Origin of the sequence: Microbulbifer hainanensis (genome assembly GCF_014904735.1) — a bacterium.
Taxonomy (GTDB): domain Bacteria; phylum Pseudomonadota; class Gammaproteobacteria; order Pseudomonadales; family Cellvibrionaceae; genus Microbulbifer; species Microbulbifer hainanensis.
The window spans coordinates 12,892-30,569 of the sequence record NZ_JACZCR010000012.1 but is presented as its reverse complement, the minus strand read 5'-3'; the positions used below and the strand labels follow the sequence as shown (position 1 = coordinate 30,569).

Sequence of the window (17,678 nt, the reverse complement as noted above, 5' to 3'; positions counted from 1 at the left end):
CAACGCCTTTATGGCGTCGGGCGGGCCAGTACTGTTTCTGATCGCCGGCCTGACCTTCTTTATGTGGATGCTGATCTTTGAGCGCGTCTTTTATTTCCACGGTGGATTGAAAGACGACGTTCGCGTTGCGATAGACCAGTGGGAAGGGCGCCCCGAGCGCAAATCCTGGAATGCCCACCAGGTCCGCTACGCATTGATTTCGCGGGTATCCGAGAAGATCCATAGCAATATGGACATGATCCAGGCCTGTGTTGCCCTGGCGCCCCTGTTCGGGCTCCTGGGTACGGTCTGGGGCATGATCAACGTGTTTGATGTTCTCGCGTTGACCGGCGGTGGTGACGCCAAGCAAATGGCCAGTGGTGTATCCATGGCAACCATTCCTACAATGGCAGGTATGGTTGCGGCACTGTCCGGTGTATTTGCTAACACCTACGTCACTCGTACCGCAGAGCGCGAAACCCAGCTGCTGGAAGACCATCTGACGATGGATCACTAAGGCACCACACAAGGCAAATAAGCCAGGTCAAAGACCCATGCTTATTTGCTGTGAAGGTTTAGCCAAGCCAGAAACTTTCGACAGGGGGCCCCTGTGGGTCCCTGGCAAGAAAGTTCGCAAAGAGAGTTGCTATGAGCAAAAGACAAAATACGGCAGAAGAAGAAGCGGGCGCGATTGACCTCACGCCAATGCTGGACGTGGTGTTCATCATGCTGATCTTCTTTATCGTCACCGCGACCTTTATCAAGGAGCCGGGTGCCGAAGTTGTGAAGCCGGAAGCGACGACCGCTGAACTCAAAGCCGCCTCGATTCTGGTAGCGATTAACGCCAATGACGAAATCTGGATTGCCAAGGACAAGATAGACGACCGCCAAGTCAAAACGACTCTGGAGCGTCTCTACGCGGAAAATCCCAAGGGATGGTTGGTAATTCAGCCCGATAAGAAAGCGAGTATCGAGAAGATTGCCCTGGTAGCGGATGCCGCCCGGAAAATCGGTATCGAAAAAGTTTCGGTCGCGACAGAAAAGAGTTAACAGCTATGAATCCGGTAAGATTAATAGGGGCGGGCGCGCTGGCAATTGCCACTACCCTTGCCCTGATCTTCACCATGCATCTGCTGATTAAGGCAAACATGAAAGCTCCGGAAGATGAGGAGCAAATCAAGGTTGCCGATATCGTGATGCCTGAGCAGAAGATTGAAACTCAGTACGATACCAGCAAACCGGACAAGCCCGACGAGCCGGAAACTCCGCCGCCGGAAATGCCGGAACCTGAGTTCGACAACCCCGACACAGACACCACCCTCAACATGGCTGCACCGCGTGCGAGCGCAGACCTGAAAGTTGGCGGTATCGGCGGGTTTGCCAGCGAGGGTGACTACCTCCCGATCGTGAAAGTGCAGCCGCAGTATCCGCGCCGTGCACTGCAGCGTGGCATCGAGGGTTATGTGATCGTTGAATACACCGTAACTAAGAACGGCTCTGTACGGGATCCGCGTGTGGTTGAAGCGTTTACCAATGACGGCAACCCCACGACTATTTTCAACCGCGCGGCGATCAAGTCAGCGTTGAAATACAAGTACAAGCCGCGCGTGGTTGACGGTCAGCCGATTGAAGTTCCTGGTGTAAAAACCAAGATCAGCTTTAACATGGCCAAGAACTAAAGGGGAAGCATATGAAGTTGACGACCATGACGAAGGGTTTATCCAGATTCGTCTTGCGCACTTCCGTGGCGCTGCCCCTGGTAATGGCCCCGGCCGTGAGCGTAACTGTGCTGGAAGCGGTGGGTGTTTCCGCCTCTTTCGCCCAGGTTCAGGCTGCTGAGAAGACGCGCAAGGTTCCGGCCATGCGGGAAAACGTGTTCAAGAAGCTGGGTAAGGTTCAGGAAGCCGCAGACGCGCAGAATTGGCCGGCCGCCCTGGCCGCGCTGCGTGATATGGAAGCCGGCAAGGACAAGTACAACGCCTACGAAGTAGCGCAGATGTACTACTTTTACGGCTTTGTCTACTACAGCATGGAGCGGTACAACGACGCGATCAACGCCTACAAAAAGGTGTTGGCCCAGGGTGTGGATAACATCCCGGTGGGTGTCGAGCTGAATACCTACAAGACCATCGCCCAGCTGTACTTCGTGCAGGAAAATTACGACCAGGCTCTGACTTACCTGAAGAAATGGATGGCCGCTGCTGAAAGTGTCAGTGCTACCGATTACGCTCTGCTCGCCCAGGTTTATTACCAGAAGGGTGATCAGGCCAAGGCGCTGGAGAACATCAACAAGTCGGTCTCCATGTTCGAAAAAGAAGGCAAGGTGCCGAAGGAAAACTGGCTCAGCTTGCAGCGTTTCCTCTACTACGAGAAAAACGACTACAAGATGGTCGCCAAGATCCTGGAGAAGCTGGTTAAGCACTACCCGAAAGGGGAGTACTACAAGCAGCTGGCCGGTATGTACGGCGAGCTGAAGCGCGACCAGGACCAGCTGTACATGATGGAGTCCGCGTATATCGCCGGTGCCCTGCAGAAAGAGAAAGAGCTGCTGAATATGGCCTATCTCTTTATGGGTAACGAGATGCCGTACAAGGGCGCCAAGGTTCTCGATAAAGGTATCAAAGAGAAGAAGATCGAACGCACCTCCAAGAATCTGGAAACCCTGGCTCAGGCTTACCAGATGGCGCAGGAGCTGCAGAAGTCTATTCCCAACCTCGAGGCCGCGGCCAAGCTGTCCGATAAGGGTGAAATCTACGCACGTCTGTCCGGTATCTACCTGGACCTGGACAAGAACGAGAAGGCACTCGATGTCGGCGCCAAGGCCCTGAAAAAAGGTGGCCTGAAGCGCAAGGATCAGGTGTACATCGTGATGGGTATGGCGAATGCCAACCTGAAGAAGTTCGACGCTGCCCTGGCGGATTTCAAGAAGGCGCAGAAGGATGAGCGCTCCAAGAAGTTTGCCGATCAGTGGATCGACTTCGTTCAGAAAGAGAAGAGCCGCGAGGAGAAGCTGGCAATGTAATTGCCGCTCCGAGCAGTATCTTCTCAAAAAGGCCGCACAGAAATGTGCGGCCTTTTTTTGTCGAAAAAATACGCAAATTTTGCCTGTCTAAGCGGAATTATTTGCACATTCGTCGAAATCGACTATTTGGTTTAAATAGCTGATCAGCTTTTCCAAAACAGGCGATGCCAATCGCCACGTTCAACACCCTGAAAATAATGAGGAGAGGTGTTATGGATAAAGCTTATACGCTAGATTCCAATCCCGTCTTTGATTATCTATCCGCCTTTGTTAATCGCTCGATGCAGTTCGCCCGCAGTATCGGTCTGGCCGCATTGATTACGCTGTTGCTGGTGCTGGCGATGAGCCAGCTGATCGCGACAAATTACCAGGAACCCAATATCGATGAGGGTATAACGGTCAAGGACGTGGTCCTGCCGGACCTCAAACCCACCAACCCCCTGACCAACGAAGCACCGCCAAAACCCCTGGATCCACCGCCGCAGCCGCCTACGACGACTTTTGAAACAGACGTAGATCCGGTGACAATCCCCACGCGTATGGCGCCGCCTGGCCCGCAAAAAAATAAGCTTGGTGCGAATATTGTTACCCGCGATCCGGTGCCGGTATTCAAGCCCGCACCGCGCTATCCGCGCGTTGCACTGCAACGGGGTATCGAAGGCTATGTTGTGGTGGAATTCAGTATCAGCAAGACGGGTAGTGTGTTGCATCCGCGCGTTGTGGCCGGTTACGACAGCGCAGGTAATGCGACAGGATTGTTTGATCGCGCAGCACTGGCTGCTGTGGCGCGATTCAAATATCAACCGCCGCTAGATGAAGGCAGGCCGGTAGAGCGCCACGGTGTGCGTAACCGGATTTCATTCAAAATCGCGGATTAAAGGAAAAAAAGAAGCGGCCATTGGCCGCTTCTTTTTTAATTTTTATTTGAGTCGTTTTTTAAAGGCGTCAGTCGATTTCGCGCACCGCACCGCGGTCGGCACTGGTGGCCAGCAGGGCATATGCCTTGAGGGCTTTGCTCACTTTGCGCGGGCGCTGTTCTTTTGGCTTCCAGGCATCGTGGCCGCGTGCTTCCATTGCTTCCCGGCGCCGGTGCAGTTCGGCATCGCCTACGGCAATTTCGATCGTGCGTGCCGGGATATCGATGCGCACGGTATCGCCATCCTGAACCAGCCCAATGGCGCCGCCGGCGGCGGCCTCCGGTGACACATGGCCAATAGACAGGCCCGAGGTGCCGCCGGAAAAGCGCCCGTCGGTGATCAACGCGCAGGATTTGCCCAGCCCCTTGGATTTGAGGTAGCTGGTGGGATACAGCATTTCCTGCATGCCGGGACCCCCTTTGGGGCCCTCGTAGCGCACGATCACGGCCTCACCCTCCTTGACCTTGCCGTCGAGAATGTTGGCCACTGCGGCTTCCTGGCTCTCGACGATATGTGCGGGCCCTTCAAATTTCCACAATGACTCTTCGACACCGGAGGTTTTCACCACGCAGCCGTCCGGTGCCAGGTTGCCGAACAGCACCGCGAGGCCGCCTTCGGCGGAAAAAGCGTGCTCCACCGAGCGGATACAGCCACTCTCGCGATCGCCATCGAGATTGTTCCAGCGGCAGTCCTGACTGAACGCCGTCTGGGTCGGAATGCCCGCAGGGCCTGCGCGGAAAAACCGGTGTACCGCCGGGTCGTCGGTGCGGCGGATATCCCAGCAGTCCAGCGCTTCTTTCAGAGAGGTGCTATGCACTGTCGGAAGGGATGCGTCCAGCAGGCCGGCCGCTTCTAGTTCGCCCAGGATGGCCATAACACCACCGGCGCGGTGCACGTCCTCGATATGGTATTTCTGTGTGTTCGGGGCCACCTTGCACAATTGCGGAATCTTGCGGGACAGGCGGTCGATGTCCGCGAGGGTGAAATCGACTTCGCCCTCCTGCGCTGCGGCGAGCAGGTGCAGAATCGTATTGGTCGACCCGCCCATGGCAATGTCCAGGGCCATGGCATTGGCGAAGGCGGCGCGGTTGGCAATTGTGCGCGGCAGCGCCGTTTCGTCGTTCCCCTCGTAATAACGCTTGGCCAGCGCGACAATTTCACGCCCGGCGCGCAGGAATAGCTCTTCGCGATCCGCGTGAGTGGCCAGCAGCGTACCGTTGCCGGGCAGCGACAGGCCCAGGGCTTCGGTGAGGCAGTTCATCGAGTTCGCGGTAAACATGCCGGAGCAGGATCCGCAGGTCGGACAGGCAGAGCGTTCGTACTCCGCCACCATTTCGTCCGAGGCGGAATCGGTGGCGGCGATCACCATCGCATCCACCAGATCGAGTTTGTGCTCAGCCAGTTTGGTTTTGCCCGCTTCCATGGGGCCGCCGGATACAAAGATCACCGGAATATTCAGCCGCAGCGCGGCCATCAGCATGCCGGGGGTGATCTTGTCGCAGTTGGAAATACACACCAGTGCATCGGCGCAGTGGGCGTTGACCATGTATTCGACGGAGTCCGCGATAATCTCTCGGCTCGGCAGGCTGTAGAGCATGCCGTCGTGGCCCATGGCGATACCGTCGTCCACGGCGATGGTGTTGAACTCCTTCGCCACGCCGCCGGCCTTTTCGATCTCCCGTGCCACCAGCTGGCCCATGTCTTTCAGGTGCACGTGTCCGGGCACAAACTGGGTGAAAGAGTTGGCCACGGCAATGATCGGCTTGTGGAAGTCGTCATCCTTCATTCCGGTCGCGCGCCATAGCGCGCGGGCGCCGGCCATATTGCGGCCGGCGGTGGAGGTACGGGAACGGTATTCGGGCATGGTGTATTCGTCCGGCTGTACAAAAACGGGCAGACAGCATAACAAAAGTCTGCGGAATCTGGGATGGTTTCGCTTAGATCACAAGTAATGTACCGATAATTGGGATGCCTGTCCGCCATTCCGCGCGCTGAGCAGCGGTTTATTGCGCGGCGAGGCGCTTGCGCAAAATCCGCGAATTGCGCTGAATGTTGTACAGGGATTGCCGTGTCGCGGGCAGGTCCTGCACCGACACCTGGCGGAACCCGTGTTCGATAAACCAGTGTTCGGTCTGCGTCGTCAGCACGAAGAGATCGTCGATGCCGAGCATGCCCGCCTGGCGTTCCAGGTGTTGCAGCAGCTTGGCGCCGCGGCCGCCCCGGCGAAAGTCCGGGTGGATGGCCACGCAGGCCAGTTCGGCGGCCACCGCCTTGCCCTGCTCGTCCTGAATTGGGTAGAGCGCGGCGCAGGCCACCGGCGTGCCGTCGACTTCCACCAGGGTGAAGTGTTCGATTTCCGCTTCCAGCTTTTCCCGTGAACGCCGCACGAGGATGCCCTGCTTCTCCAGCGGCCGGATCAGGCCGAGGATACCGCCGGCGTCGGTGATGCGCGCGCGACGCACGACTTCATAGCTGTCGCGATAAATCATGGTGCCGGCACCCTCGCGGCGGAAAAGCTCCTGTACCAGGGCGCCGTCCTGTACATAGCTGAGCAGGTGCGTGCGCGGCGTACCGGCGTTACAGGCGCGTATTGCACATTGCAGGGATTCGCTGTCCACCGTGGCCGCGATCTGCTCCGCCTGCACGATGCTCAGCTCGCGCACGACCTCGCCATTGACCAGTAGCTGTGGCGTTTCGCGAAACAGCACGAGTTTTTCCGCATTTAGCGCCCGGGCGGCCTCGGCAGCCAGATCGAGATAGTTGAGGTTGAACAGCTCGCCGGTCAGCGAAGTGCCCAGCGGTGACAGTAAGACCAGTGAACCCTGTTCCAGTGCCCGATTAATCGTGTCGACTTCCATGCGCCGCACGCGCCCGGTCCAGCGCAAATCCACACCGTCCAGTACACCGATGGGGCGCGCAGTGACGAAGTTGCCGGAAATTACTTTCAGCGCCGAGCGGGCCATGGGGGAGTCCGGCAGTCCCTGGGAAAATGCCGCTTCGATATCGAAGCGTAGCTTGCCCACCGCGGCCTTGATGATTTCCAGGGTTTCGCGGTCGGTTACCCGCGTGTTGCCGTGGAACTGCTTGCTGACGCCGCGCTCGGCCAGCACCCGATTCACCTGGGGGCGTGCACCGTGCACGACGACCAGGCGCACACCCAGGCTGGCGAGCAGTGCCAGGTCGTGCACCAGGTTGCGAAAATTGGCGTGTTCGAGTGCATCGCCGGGAATGGCGATCACCAGCGTGCGGCCGCGCAGGTCGTTGATGTAGGGTGCGGCGTGGCGAAACCAGTTCAGGGAGGCGTTGTTGTCACTCACTCATCGACATCCGTATTTTATCGGTTGCTGCTGAATATACCGCAATTTGTGCTGCGAAATACGAGCTCGGCAGAGACGGCTACAGACAGAACTTTGCGATCAGGCCGCGCAGAACCTCCACCATCGGCTCGATGCGCTCCTGCCCGAGGTATTCATCCGGCTGGTGTGCCTGGTCGATATCGCCGGGGCCGAGCACGATGGTATCGATACCCATACTCTTGAAATAGGGGGCCTCGGTGGCGAAAGCCACGCTCTCTGCAGAGTGCCCGGTGAGCTTTTCCGCAGCTTTTACCAGTGCGGAATTGACGTCCTGTTCGAAGGCCTCGGTGCCGAGAAACAGCGGTGCGTATTCCAGGCGAATTTTTTTGTCGGTGATGGAGGCGTGCAGGCGCTGGTCCAGTTCCGCGCGCAGGTCGTTGAGTGCCATGCCGGGTAACGGGCGCACGTCGAATTGCAATTCCACGTGGCCGCAGATCCGGTTGGGATTGTCACCGCCGTGAATGCAGCCAAGGTTCAGTGTTGGCACCGGCACCGCAAAACCGGGATTGCGGTAGCGCTCCTGCCATTCGCTGCGCAGTTGCAGCAGTGCGCCAATGGCTCCGTGCATGGCTTCCAGCGCATTGGCGCCGAGGGCGGGGTTGGAAGAGTGGCCGGATTGCCCGGTGATGCGCACAGCCTCCATCATTGCGCCCTTGTGCATGTGTATCGGCTTCAGCCCGGTAGGCTCGCCGACGACGGCGTAGCGGGCCTTCGGGCGGCAGGCCTCGACCAGGGCGCGGGCGCCCGCCATCGACGTTTCCTCGTCGGCGGTGGCAAGAATGATCAGTGGCTGTTGCAGGGGTTTGTCGAGAAAGGATTTCGCCGCTTCGATGGCGATGGGGAAAAAGCCCTTCATGTCGGTGCTGCCGAGACCGTAAAAGCGGTTGTCGCGGTCGTCGAGTACGAACGGATCTGTCTGCCAGCGCCCCTCGTCATAGGGCACCGTATCGGTGTGCCCGGCGAGTACGAGGCCGCCGTCGCCCCGGCCCAGCGTTGCGATCATATTGGCCTTGTTGGGCTGCCCCGCAAGTGGCATCAACTCGACGGCGAAACCGAGCGTTTCCAGCCAGGCGGCGAGCAGTTCCACCACGCCGCGATTGCCCATATCCAGTTTGGGATTGGTGGCGCTGACACTGGGGCAGGCGACCAGCTGTTGCAGTTGCTGCTTGAGACTCGGTACCGCGTTATCCATAACTTTGTTCCTGTCGATCGCGCCTCAGGCGCCACTCGTTGATCAATACCGCGGCGACGATAACAGCTCCGCCCAGCGCCAGCCGGGCCAGATCGGCGTCGCGATTCCAGATTAACAGATTCACCAGCAGTCCCGCCGGAATCAGGGCGTTATTCATCGCAGCGAGTGTGCCGGGGGAAACCCGGGTCGCGCCCTTGTTCCAGAGGAAATAGCCGACGCCCGATGCCACCACACCGAGCCACAGCAGTATGCCCCATTGCAGCGATGTCTGCGGGTATTGCGGTTTGCCCAGCCACAGCCAGGCGGCGGTGGCCACCAGCGCGGCGCCGAGGTAAAACCAGCCAAAAACCTGCCGGGCGGGCAGCGTCGGCTCCCGTTGCATAAACTGCTTGTAGGCGACCTGGCCCAGTGCAAAACAGAGATTGGCACCCTGTACGACCAGAAAACCGCGCCAGTAATCACCTTCGGGTTGGCCCCAGCGGATGACTGCGGCGCCGAGCACGGCCAGCGCGGCGACGAACAGGTTCCAGGGGGAAAAGCGTTGTGCCAACAGGTCGTAAAGCAGTGCGATATACACAGGCGTGAAAATGGTGAACAGCAAGACTTCCGGCACGCTGAGCAGCAGAAACGACTGGTAATAAAAAAGGTACATCAGCCCGAGCTGTACGGCGCCGATGGCCATCAGTGTCAGAGCGGTGCGCGGTCGGCAGCCGCGGAAACGCAACAGCGGCAGGAACACCACCGCGGCGAGCAGGACGCGGGTAAACACGGAAAAGTAGCTGTCGACGGTGCCGGCCAGATAGACTCCGATCAGGCTGAAGGAAAAAGCCCAGAGGATGGTGACGAAAATTAACAGTGGCATTGTTTAGTGGTTGATGCAGAGAAAAGGCAACATTGTAAAGCGCTGGAAGAGCTCTGGCGGCGTCTCGGCAAAGTTTCTGAATTCAGTTTTACCGCCAGCAACGGGCCGGGTTCGCGGACCAACTGGCGGGGGCACGGGCGCGGCACTCTGCAGCTGCAGCAACCGGAGGGCCGCGAGCGGCAACTGCTGTTTGACGAGCGCGCGCACTTCACCGACAGCGAAGGGCACACGTTCGACTTGCAGAACCGCTACCGCTGGACGCTTCTCGCGGAAACCCTGCGCCTGGAACACCTGCGGCGCGAAGAGCCGGTACTGCTATTCGAACTGCAGCCGGTCACCGACCACGGCTTTCGCGAAGTGCGCCCGCATCTGTGTGGCGCCGATACCTATACTGCGGAACTGCTGTTGCGCAAAAATGAAATCGAATTGATCTGGCAGATTCACGGCCCGCGTAAAAACGAGCGGTTGCACTACCACTACTGGTGAAGCCGCTTTACAGCGAGATATGCCCGCGCAGGTAAGTCACCGCCGTGCCGCGCATCAACACCCGCTGGCCGCGCACTTCACAGATCATTTCACCACCGCGGGCCGATATCTGCCGCGCCTGCAGGTGCGGTTGATCCAGTTTCGCCGCCCAGTAAGGCGCCAGCAGGGTGTGTGCGGAACCGGTCACCGGATCCTCGTCGATTCCCACATTGGGGGCGAAGAAGCGGCTGACGAAATCGCACTGGAATCCGTTACCCGGCGCCGTGCACACCACGCCCTGATATGGCAGGGAGGCCACTGCGCTGAAGTCCGGTTGCAGGTCCGCTACCTGTGACGCTTCGGCAAACTCCAGCAGCAATTTGCCGCCTTCGGCCAGCTCGGCGTATGCGTGTGTCGGCGCGACACCCACGGCGTCAGTAAAGGCCGGCGCCAGCGGCATTGGACGCACCGGCTGGACGGGGAAGTCGAGGGTAATCTCGTCACCATCGCGCCGGGCGATCAGTGTCCCGCTCTTGGTGAAGAATTGAATTTCCGCCGCTTCGTTGCCGAGTTCGGTCCACAGCAGGTGGGCCGTGGCGAGTGTCGCGTGCCCACACAGGGGGACTTCTGCCGCGGGGGTAAACCAGCGCAGTTCATATCCGCCGCTGCCGGGCACGGTAAACGCGGTCTCGGAGAGATTGTTTTCGGCGGCTACGGCCTGCAGCAGGTCGTCGGCGAGCCACTGCTCCAGCGGGACCAGTGCGGCGGGATTGCCGCCGAACAGGCGTGAAGTGAAGGCATCGGCCTGGTAGATGGGCAGTTGCACGAAAGGCTCCATTTTCGTCAGCAGGTACCGGAAAGGTATCTCGCCGGCATAAAAAAGGGGAGTGGCGTAGACCACTCCCCTTTTTTATCAAAGCAACCCGGCTACTGCCAGCCGAACATGCCCTTGAAGAAAAAGAAGAACACGATGGCGAGACCGGCGCCGGCGGGCAGGGTGACGACCCAGGAAACCACGATGGTGCTGATCATGCGCAGGTTCAGCGCGCCGATACCGCGGGCCAGCCCCACACCGAGCACCGCACCGACCAGGGTGTGGGTGGTGGAAACCGGCAGGCCGGTACCAGAGGCGAGTACCACGGTTGCGGCCGCGCCCAGCTCTGCGGCGAAACCGCGGCTCGGGGTCAGCTCGGTGATCTTTCTGCCGATCGTGGCCATCACCTTGAAGCCGTAAGTGGCGAGGCCGACAACGATACCGGCACCCCCGAGCAGCAGGATCCACGACGGCATCGCTGCCTTGGCAGTAACCGCTCCAGACAGCACCGTGTTGACGATGGCGGCCAGCGGACCGACAGCGTTGGCCACGTCGTTGGAGCCGTGGGCAAACGCCATGGAACAGGCGGTGAAGATCATCAGGATGGCGAACACGCGCTCGACATTGGCGAAACGGTTGTCGCGCTCGATTTCCGGATCGCGCTTGATGCGCTTCATCATCGCGATACCGATCGCCATCACCACCAGGCCCGCCAGCGCGGCGATACCGGCATCCTGCAGGAAGTTCAGCTTGATGCCCGCGTCGCTCAGCACATGCTTCAGACCCTTGGTCAGGGTGACCATGGCGATCATCCAGCCCACGGCAAACATGTAGAACGGAATGTAGCGTTTGGCCCGCTCGAATGGATCATCGGTGTTCAGGATCAGCCGCTGCACACTGCGGAACAGCAGGAAGGCGATGGTACCGGCCAGTAACGGTGATACCACCCAGCTGGCGACGATACTGCCGACTTTGCCCCAGGCTACCGCATCCACGGAGATACCCACTGCGGAGAAGCCGACGATGGCGCCGACGATAGAGTGGGTGGTGGACACCGGCCAGCCGAGGATACTGGCGATCATCAGCCAGGTACCGGCGGCGAGCAGGGCCGACAGCATGCCGTAGATCAGCAGCTCCGGATTGGCGGTGAAATACTCGGGGGAGATGATCCCCTTGCGGATGGTGGCGGTGACTTCGCCGCCGGCCAGGTAAGCGCCGGCAAACTCGAAGATCATCGCGATCACGATGGCCTGTTTGATAGTCAGCGCGCGCGAGCCCACCGACGTGCCCATGGCGTTGGCGACGTCGTTGGCACCGACACCCCAGGCCATGAAGAAACCGAACACACAGGCCAGGATCAGAAAGACCTGCCCGTATTGGCTGATAACGTCCATAAATACCCCCCGTTAACGTGCCAGTAGTAGCTGTAATCGATTGCCCACACTGTGGGCGCGGTCCGCCAGGTCACCGATCCACTCGATGATGCGGTACAGGAACATCACGTCTACCGGAGGTAGGTCCTTTTCGATCTTGAACAGGGCGGCGCGGATTTCCACTTCTAGCTTGTCGGATTTGCGCTCCAGCTCGTCCAGCTCCTCGGTCATGCGCTGGGCGATGTCCACTTCACGGCCGGCGAAGCCGCTTTCGAGCAGTTCGTCCAGTTCGTTGATGGCGCGCAGCGCCTGGGCGGAGGTGGCCACGGCGCTGTCGACGAAAGTGGTCATCATCGCCTGCAGCGGTGCGGGAATCTGCATCTTGCGGCCGATGGCCAGCCCGGCGATATCCTGGGCGGTATTGGCCACCTCGTCCTGGGCGTGCAGCAGTTCCAGCAGATCGGAACGGGATACCGGCATGAACAGGCTGTCCGGCAGGTGCAGGCGCAGGTCGCGCTTTATATCGTCGGCGCGATTCTCGCAGGCGGAAATGTGCTTCTGGGCCGTCTCGGCGGCGCTCAGGTCGCCCTCCATGAGTGCGGCGAAGAAGTCGACCAGACCGGCTGAGGCCTCGTGGGCCTTGGCCATGTGCTCCTTGATCGGTTTGATCGGCGAGCGGCCAAACAGGTTGGCGATATTGGTCAAGGGCATGGATAGCTCCGTTGTTCTGGGTGCGAAACGGCCGGCATGGTACCCCAAGTTGATGCAAGCGGGGTAATCGGTGGTAAGCCTGCACTGTCTAAGGGCGCCGATAAAGCTACAATGCGCCAACAGGCAATAAAAGAATAGATGATAGGTTTCTCCTTATGGCGGCGAGTAAATTGGCGGACAGGCTGCTGGATCTACCGGGTGTGCTGGAGGATCTGGTGTCCCTGGGCTATGTGAACCGCGTGGATGCCAACCGGCTGATGGGCACGCCGCGCACCGCGGAACAGGCGCAGATGCACCCGCTCAGCTATATCGCCAGCTGCGAGCTGGAGAACCGCAAGCACCCGGGCAAGGTGCTCGACGACGAGACCCTGACCCAGTGGTTGGCGGAAACTTCATCTCATCGCCTCTACCATATCGATCCGCTGAAGGTGAATGTGGCCGCGATCACCGAGGTGATGAGCTTCCAGTTCGCCAAGCGCCACCAGATCCTGTGCGTGGAGGCGAGTAAGGACTCACTGCTGGTTGCCACCGCGCAGCCCTATGCCACCGGCTGGGAGGAGCAGCTGGCCCATACCAGCGGCCGCGCGGTGCAGCGCGTTGTGGCGGACCCGGCGGATATCCGCCGTTATTGCGTCGAATTCTATTCGCTGTCCAACTCCATTTCCGGGGCTAGTGGCCTGCAGGGCAGCTCCTCGTCCGGCAATTTCGAACAGCTGCTGGAACTGGGCAGCCTCAAGGACCCGGAAGCCAACGACCAGCACATCGTCAATATCGTCGACTGGCTGCTGCAGCACGCCTTCGACCAGCGGGCCAGTGATATCCATATCGAACCGCGGCGGGAAATGGCGCGTATTCGCTTCCGTATCGACGGCGTGCTGCACCCCATTCACGAGCTGCCGGACCAGGTCAACGCGGCCATCACCAGCCGCCTGAAAATCCTCGGCCGCATGAACGTGGCGGAAAAGCGCAAGCCCCAGGACGGGCGCATCAAGACCAAGCGCCCGGACGGCAGCGAAGTGGAGCTGCGCCTGTCGACATTGCCCACCGCGTTCGGTGAGAAACTGGTGATGCGGATTTTCGATCCCGAGGTCCTGGCGCGCTCCTACAGCGACCTGGGGCTCGGCGGCGACGATCTGGCGCGCTGGCAGACAATGCTCGGCCGCCCCAATGGCATAGTGCTGGTGACCGGCCCCACCGGTTCCGGTAAAACCACCACGCTGTACACCGGCCTGAAGCAGCTCGCCACCAGTGAAGTGAATGTTTCCACCATCGAAGACCCGATCGAGATGGTGGAGGAGAGTTTCAACCAGACGCAGGTGCACCACGCCATCGGCCTGGATTTCGCCGCCGGCATCCGCACGCTGATGCGCCAGGATCCGGACATCATCATGGTCGGCGAGATCCGCGATCTGGAAACCGCGCAGATGGCGGTACAGGCGGCCCTGACCGGCCACTTGGTGATTTCCACGCTGCACACCAATGACGCGCCCACGGCAGTCACGCGCCTGCTCGACCTGGGCCTGCCGCACTACCTGCTGAAATCCACGGTGCTCGGCGTCATGGCCCAGCGCCTGGTGCGTACCCTGTGCCCCACGTGCAAGCAGAAAGACGAGATCAGCGAGGCGGACTGGCAGGCGCTGGTGCGCCCGTGGAAGGCGCCGCGCCCGGCCGCCGTCTATCGCCCGGAAGGTTGCCTCGATTGCCGCAATACCGGTTACCACGGCCGCCAGGGCATCTACGAGATACTGCCGTTTACCGAATCGATCCAGGCCCAGATCACCGCCGACTGCGACCTGCAGCAGCTGCGCCGCCAGGCGATGCGCGAGGGCATGAACAGCCTGCGTTTATCCGGCGCGAAGAAAGTCGCCGCCGGTATCACTACGGTTGCGGAAGTGCTGCGTGTGGCACCGCCGCCGGATATTGCGTTTTAGACTGTCTTTCCGGGCCACAGGCGAACAGGGAAAGGATTCCATGCGGCTCCGGTATCGCTGGCCATCCGGGAAACAGCCTGATCGGCAATCGTTTGCCGGTTGGCCCCCGACACTGGAGCCTTCGCTTTAAACTTCAGTATTTTTTCATTGGAGCGGCTTTCCGTCGCGATCAGGACGTCGTCAATGTCTCTATTCCAATCCTGCCCGCAGCAGTTCCAGCAGCAACTCGACGAGCAGTGGAATCACTGGCGCGAAAGCGCAGGCGAAGAGCTGGCAAAAAAAGCTGAAGGCCTGTTGCCGGACGAGTCCCTGCAGTTGTGGGTGGCGCGCAGTTTTACCGGGTCGGATTTTTTCTACCAGCAGTGCTGCCGGCAGCCGCAATTGTTGGTCGACCTGATCAGCGAGGACGACCTCGGGCTCGAGCCGGTCGAGATCGAGAACCTCGACAGTGACGAGGCACTGGATCGCGAATTGCGCCGCTTGCGCAACCGGGTCAATGCCGAAGTGATCTGGCGCGACTTTGCCGGACAGTGGGATATCCCTCGCATCTGCGCGCGCCTGACGGCACTGGCTGAAGCCTGTATCCAGGCCGCGCTCGCCTGGCATCACCGCGAACTGGTCGGTCGCTACGGCGAGCCGTGCGATAGCGAGGGCAATGCGCAGTCGATGGTGGTATTGGGCATGGGCAAGCTGGGCGCCGACGAGCTGAACCTGTCGTCGGATATCGATCTGATTTTTGCCTATCCGGAACCCGGCCAGACCGATGGCGAGCAGGCTCTCGAGAACCAGAAGTTTTTCCAGCGTCTCGGCCAGCGCCTGATCAAGTCCCTGGATGCCATCACCGCCGACGGTTTTGTGTTCCGTGTCGACATGCGCCTGCGCCCCTACGGCGATAGTGGCCCGCTGGTGAGCCACTTCGCCGCGCTGGAGGATTACTACCAGACCCAGGGCCGCGAGTGGGAGCGCTACGCGATGGTCAAGGCGCGCCCGGTGGCCGGCGATCGCGCGCCGGCGGACGAACTGATGGAATTGCTGCGGCCGTTTACCTACCGCCGCTATATCGATTTCAGCGCCATCGATGCACTGCGCGAAATGAAGGCGCTGATCCAGCGCCAGGTGCGCGCGCGCGGGCTGGCGGACAATATCAAACTCGGTCGCGGCGGCATTCGCGAAGTGGAGTTCATCGCCCAGGCTTTCCAGCTGATCCGCGGCGGCCGCGAGCCGGCCCTGCGCGAACGCAACCTGCTCAGACTGTTGCCGCTGCTGGAGGCCGACGGACACCTCGAACCGGGCGTCGCGCAACCGCTGGCGGATGCCTACCTGCTGTTGCGCCGTGTGGAGCACGCGCTGCAGGCAGAGCGGGACCAGCAGACCCAGACGCTGCCCGCAGAGGACGAGCGCCGGCAAAAGCTGGCCTTTGCCCTGGGGCGGAGCAGCTGGGAAGCGCTACAGGATGAGTTGGTGGCCGCGCGCGCGGTGGTCGAGCGTGAGTTCGACGTGGTGATTGCGCCGCCGGAGGAAATTGCCGAGCCCAGTGCCGCGGAAGAGTGGGAGGGGCTCTGGGCCAGCTGCGCCGCTGATGCGGGCCGGGAAGTCAATCTGCGGGCGCTGGAGGGCGAGGGCTTTGCGCCGGCGGCCGAAGCGCTGGATCTGCTGGCGGAATTGCGCGGCGCGCCTATCGTGGCGGCTTTGCCCAATGCAGCGCGGGCGCGCCTGGATCAATTTATGCCGCTATTGCTGGCGGCGGCCGCTCATGAAAATCAGCCGCTGCTCGCCCTGCGGCGCGTGCTGCCGCTGGTCCGCGCCGTGCTGCGGCGCAGCGCCTACCTGGTGCTGGTCAATGAAAACCCACCAGTGCTGAAGCAGCTGGTGCACCTGTGCAGTGCCAGCCCGTGGATTGCCGACCAGTTGGCGCGCCACCCGATACTGCTGGACGAATTGCTGGATTCGCGCCGCCTGCTGGCGCCGGCGTCCGCCGCCGATATTGCTGACGAGTTGCGCCGCGAAATGCTGCGGGTGGATCCGGAAGATCTCGAGGCGCAGATGGAGGCGCTGCGCCACTTCAAGCAGGGCCAGAGCCTGCGCACCGCAGCACAGGAGGTCAGCGGGGCGCTGCCGCTGATGAAGGTCAGCGATGCGCTGACCTGGCTGGCGGAGGCGATACTGCAGCAGTCGCTGCAGCTGGCCTGGCATCAGGTGGTGGAAAAATACGGGGTCCCGGCCGGGGCTTCGGCGGAGGAAATGCGCTTTGCGATCATCGCCTACGGCAAGCTCGGCGGCCTGGAGCTGGGGCACGGTTCTGACCTGGATATCGTTTTTGTGCACGATGCGGATCCGCAACAGTCCACCGACGGCGAGCCCGGCCGTGATCAACGTAGTATCGACAATCTCAGCTTCTACACCCGTCTGGCGCAGCGCCTGATTCACATCCTGCAGACACGCACCCTGAGCGGGCCCCTGTACGAAGTGGACACCCGCCTGCGGCCGTCCGGTAACTCGGGGCTGTTGGTCACATCGCTGGCGGCGTTTGAAAAATACCAGCGCGAGAGCGCCTGGACCTGGGAGCATCAGGCTCTGGTGCGCACTCGCGCAGTGGCGGGCAGTACCCGGCTCAGCCGTGAGTTCGAGCAGCTGCGACTGAAATTGCTCTGTGAACCGCGGGACGACAATAAATTGCGGAGCGACGTGGTGGAGATGCGCAATAAAATGCGCGCGCATCTGGATAAGAGCAATGAAAAAAAGTTCGACCTGAAGCAGGGGCCGGGCGGTATTGTCGATATTGAATTTATGGTTCAATATGCAGCACTGGCCTGGGCGCATAAAGCGCCGTCGATAGTGCGTTACACCGATAATATCCGCATTCTCGAATGCCTCATTGAGGCCGGCCTGATGTCGGCCCACCAAGCCGATCATCTGATCGACGCCTACAAAGCCTACCGATCTGAAGGTCACCGCCTGGCATTACAACAATTGCCGGGAGTTGTTGACGGTGACCAGTTCAAAGCGGAAAGAAAGACCGTTTCAACAAACTGGCAGCAGTTGCTCGGCTAGAGATC

General features: G+C 60.4%; 15 protein-coding genes. 8 read left to right on the top strand and 7 right to left on the bottom strand.

Annotated features, from left to right (window positions below):
* The 5 genes from IG168_RS04510 to IG168_RS04490 all read left to right on the top strand — a co-directional run.
* Positions 1 to 496, top strand: a 496-nt coding sequence (locus tag IG168_RS04510; protein WP_193162184.1) for a MotA/TolQ/ExbB proton channel family protein, incomplete at its 5' end; no start/stop codon positions are given.
* A gap of 131 nt (positions 497 to 627) precedes the next feature.
* Complete coding sequence (locus tag IG168_RS04505) at positions 628 to 1,029, top strand: ExbD/TolR family protein (RefSeq protein ID WP_193162182.1); 402 nt, start codon at positions 628 to 630, stop codon at positions 1,027 to 1,029.
* Positions 1,030 to 1,034: 5 nt separating this feature from the next.
* On the top strand, positions 1,035 to 1,658 hold the full coding sequence (locus IG168_RS04500) for an energy transducer TonB (RefSeq protein WP_193162180.1): 624 nt from the start codon (positions 1,035 to 1,037) through the stop codon (positions 1,656 to 1,658).
* Positions 1,659 to 1,669: 11 nt separating this feature from the next.
* On the top strand, positions 1,670 to 3,001 hold the full coding sequence (locus tag IG168_RS04495) for a tetratricopeptide repeat protein (protein ID WP_193162177.1): 1,332 nt from the start codon (positions 1,670 to 1,672) through the stop codon (positions 2,999 to 3,001).
* Between the two features lie 212 nt (positions 3,002 to 3,213).
* Positions 3,214 to 3,879 (top strand): energy transducer TonB, encoded by a 666-nt coding sequence (locus IG168_RS04490; protein ID WP_193162175.1) that lies wholly within the window; start codon positions 3,214 to 3,216, stop codon positions 3,877 to 3,879.
* A gap of 67 nt (positions 3,880 to 3,946) precedes the next feature.
* Here the strand turns inward: IG168_RS04490 and ilvD are convergent, their stop codons facing one another.
* The 4 genes from ilvD to IG168_RS04470 all read right to left on the bottom strand — a co-directional run bounded on the left by ilvD (position 3,947) and on the right by IG168_RS04470 (position 9,328).
* Positions 3,947 to 5,782, bottom strand: a complete 1,836-nt coding sequence (gene ilvD, locus IG168_RS04485) for a dihydroxy-acid dehydratase (protein WP_193162173.1) — start codon at positions 5,780 to 5,782, stop codon at positions 3,947 to 3,949.
* 139 nt (positions 5,783 to 5,921) lie between these two features.
* On the bottom strand, positions 5,922 to 7,235 hold the full coding sequence (gene argA, locus IG168_RS04480; protein ID WP_193162171.1) for an amino-acid N-acetyltransferase: 1,314 nt from the start codon (positions 7,233 to 7,235) through the stop codon (positions 5,922 to 5,924).
* Between the two features lie 79 nt (positions 7,236 to 7,314).
* Positions 7,315 to 8,466, bottom strand: a complete 1,152-nt coding sequence (argE, locus tag IG168_RS04475; RefSeq protein WP_193162169.1) for an acetylornithine deacetylase — start codon at positions 8,464 to 8,466, stop codon at positions 7,315 to 7,317.
* Complete coding sequence (locus IG168_RS04470) at positions 8,459 to 9,328, bottom strand: carboxylate/amino acid/amine transporter (RefSeq protein ID WP_193162167.1); 870 nt, start codon at positions 9,326 to 9,328, stop codon at positions 8,459 to 8,461. The genes argE and IG168_RS04470 overlap by 8 nt, the downstream gene beginning before the upstream one ends.
* 6 nt (positions 9,329 to 9,334) lie before the next feature.
* Here IG168_RS04470 and IG168_RS04465 point away from each other — a divergent pair, with 6 nt between their 5' ends.
* On the top strand, positions 9,335 to 9,814 hold the full coding sequence (locus tag IG168_RS04465) for a DUF6314 family protein (RefSeq protein ID WP_193162165.1): 480 nt from the start codon (positions 9,335 to 9,337) through the stop codon (positions 9,812 to 9,814).
* A 7-nt stretch (positions 9,815 to 9,821) separates the two neighbouring features.
* Here the strand turns inward: IG168_RS04465 and IG168_RS04460 are convergent, their stop codons facing one another.
* From IG168_RS04460 to IG168_RS04450, 3 genes are all read right to left on the bottom strand, one after another.
* On the bottom strand, positions 9,822 to 10,619 hold the full coding sequence (locus IG168_RS04460; RefSeq protein ID WP_193162162.1) for a PhzF family phenazine biosynthesis protein: 798 nt from the start codon (positions 10,617 to 10,619) through the stop codon (positions 9,822 to 9,824).
* A gap of 101 nt (positions 10,620 to 10,720) precedes the next feature.
* Entirely contained in the window at positions 10,721 to 12,001 is a 1,281-nt protein-coding gene (locus IG168_RS04455) for an inorganic phosphate transporter (protein WP_193162160.1), read from the bottom strand.
* Positions 12,002 to 12,013: 12 nt separating this feature from the next.
* A complete protein-coding gene (locus IG168_RS04450; protein WP_193162158.1) occupies positions 12,014 to 12,691 on the bottom strand; it encodes a TIGR00153 family protein in 678 nt (225 codons plus the stop codon).
* Between the two features lie 155 nt (positions 12,692 to 12,846).
* Here IG168_RS04450 and IG168_RS04445 point away from each other — a divergent pair, with 155 nt between their 5' ends.
* Both IG168_RS04445 and glnE read left to right on the top strand, forming a co-directional pair.
* Positions 12,847 to 14,622, top strand: a complete 1,776-nt coding sequence (locus tag IG168_RS04445; RefSeq protein ID WP_193162156.1) for a GspE/PulE family protein — start codon at positions 12,847 to 12,849, stop codon at positions 14,620 to 14,622.
* Positions 14,623 to 14,805: 183 nt separating this feature from the next.
* On the top strand, positions 14,806 to 17,673 hold the full coding sequence (gene glnE, locus IG168_RS04440; protein ID WP_193162154.1) for a bifunctional [glutamate--ammonia ligase]-adenylyl-L-tyrosine phosphorylase/[glutamate--ammonia-ligase] adenylyltransferase: 2,868 nt from the start codon (positions 14,806 to 14,808) through the stop codon (positions 17,671 to 17,673).
* Positions 17,674 to 17,678: the final 5 nt, after the last annotated feature.

Coding starts and splice junctions, on each gene's coding strand:
- IG168_RS04500 (WP_193162180.1), top strand. CDS start 1,035: ATGAATCCGGTAAGATTAATAGGGGCGGGCGCGCTGGCAATTGCCACT.
- argE (WP_193162169.1), bottom strand. CDS start 8,466: ATGGATAACGCGGTACCGAGTCTCAAGCAGCAACTGCAACAGCTGGTC.
- IG168_RS04455 (WP_193162160.1), bottom strand. CDS start 12,001: ATGGACGTTATCAGCCAATACGGGCAGGTCTTTCTGATCCTGGCCTGT.
- IG168_RS04505 (WP_193162182.1), top strand. CDS start 628: ATGAGCAAAAGACAAAATACGGCAGAAGAAGAAGCGGGCGCGATTGAC.
- IG168_RS04450 (WP_193162158.1), bottom strand. CDS start 12,691: ATGCCCTTGACCAATATCGCCAACCTGTTTGGCCGCTCGCCGATCAAA.
- glnE (WP_193162154.1), top strand. CDS start 14,806: ATGTCTCTATTCCAATCCTGCCCGCAGCAGTTCCAGCAGCAACTCGAC.
- ilvD (WP_193162173.1), bottom strand. CDS start 5,782: ATGCCCGAATACCGTTCCCGTACCTCCACCGCCGGCCGCAATATGGCC.
- IG168_RS04445 (WP_193162156.1), top strand. CDS start 12,847: ATGGCGGCGAGTAAATTGGCGGACAGGCTGCTGGATCTACCGGGTGTG.
- IG168_RS04470 (WP_193162167.1), bottom strand. CDS start 9,328: ATGCCACTGTTAATTTTCGTCACCATCCTCTGGGCTTTTTCCTTCAGC.
- IG168_RS04490 (WP_193162175.1), top strand. CDS start 3,214: ATGGATAAAGCTTATACGCTAGATTCCAATCCCGTCTTTGATTATCTA.
- IG168_RS04495 (WP_193162177.1), top strand. CDS start 1,670: ATGAAGTTGACGACCATGACGAAGGGTTTATCCAGATTCGTCTTGCGC.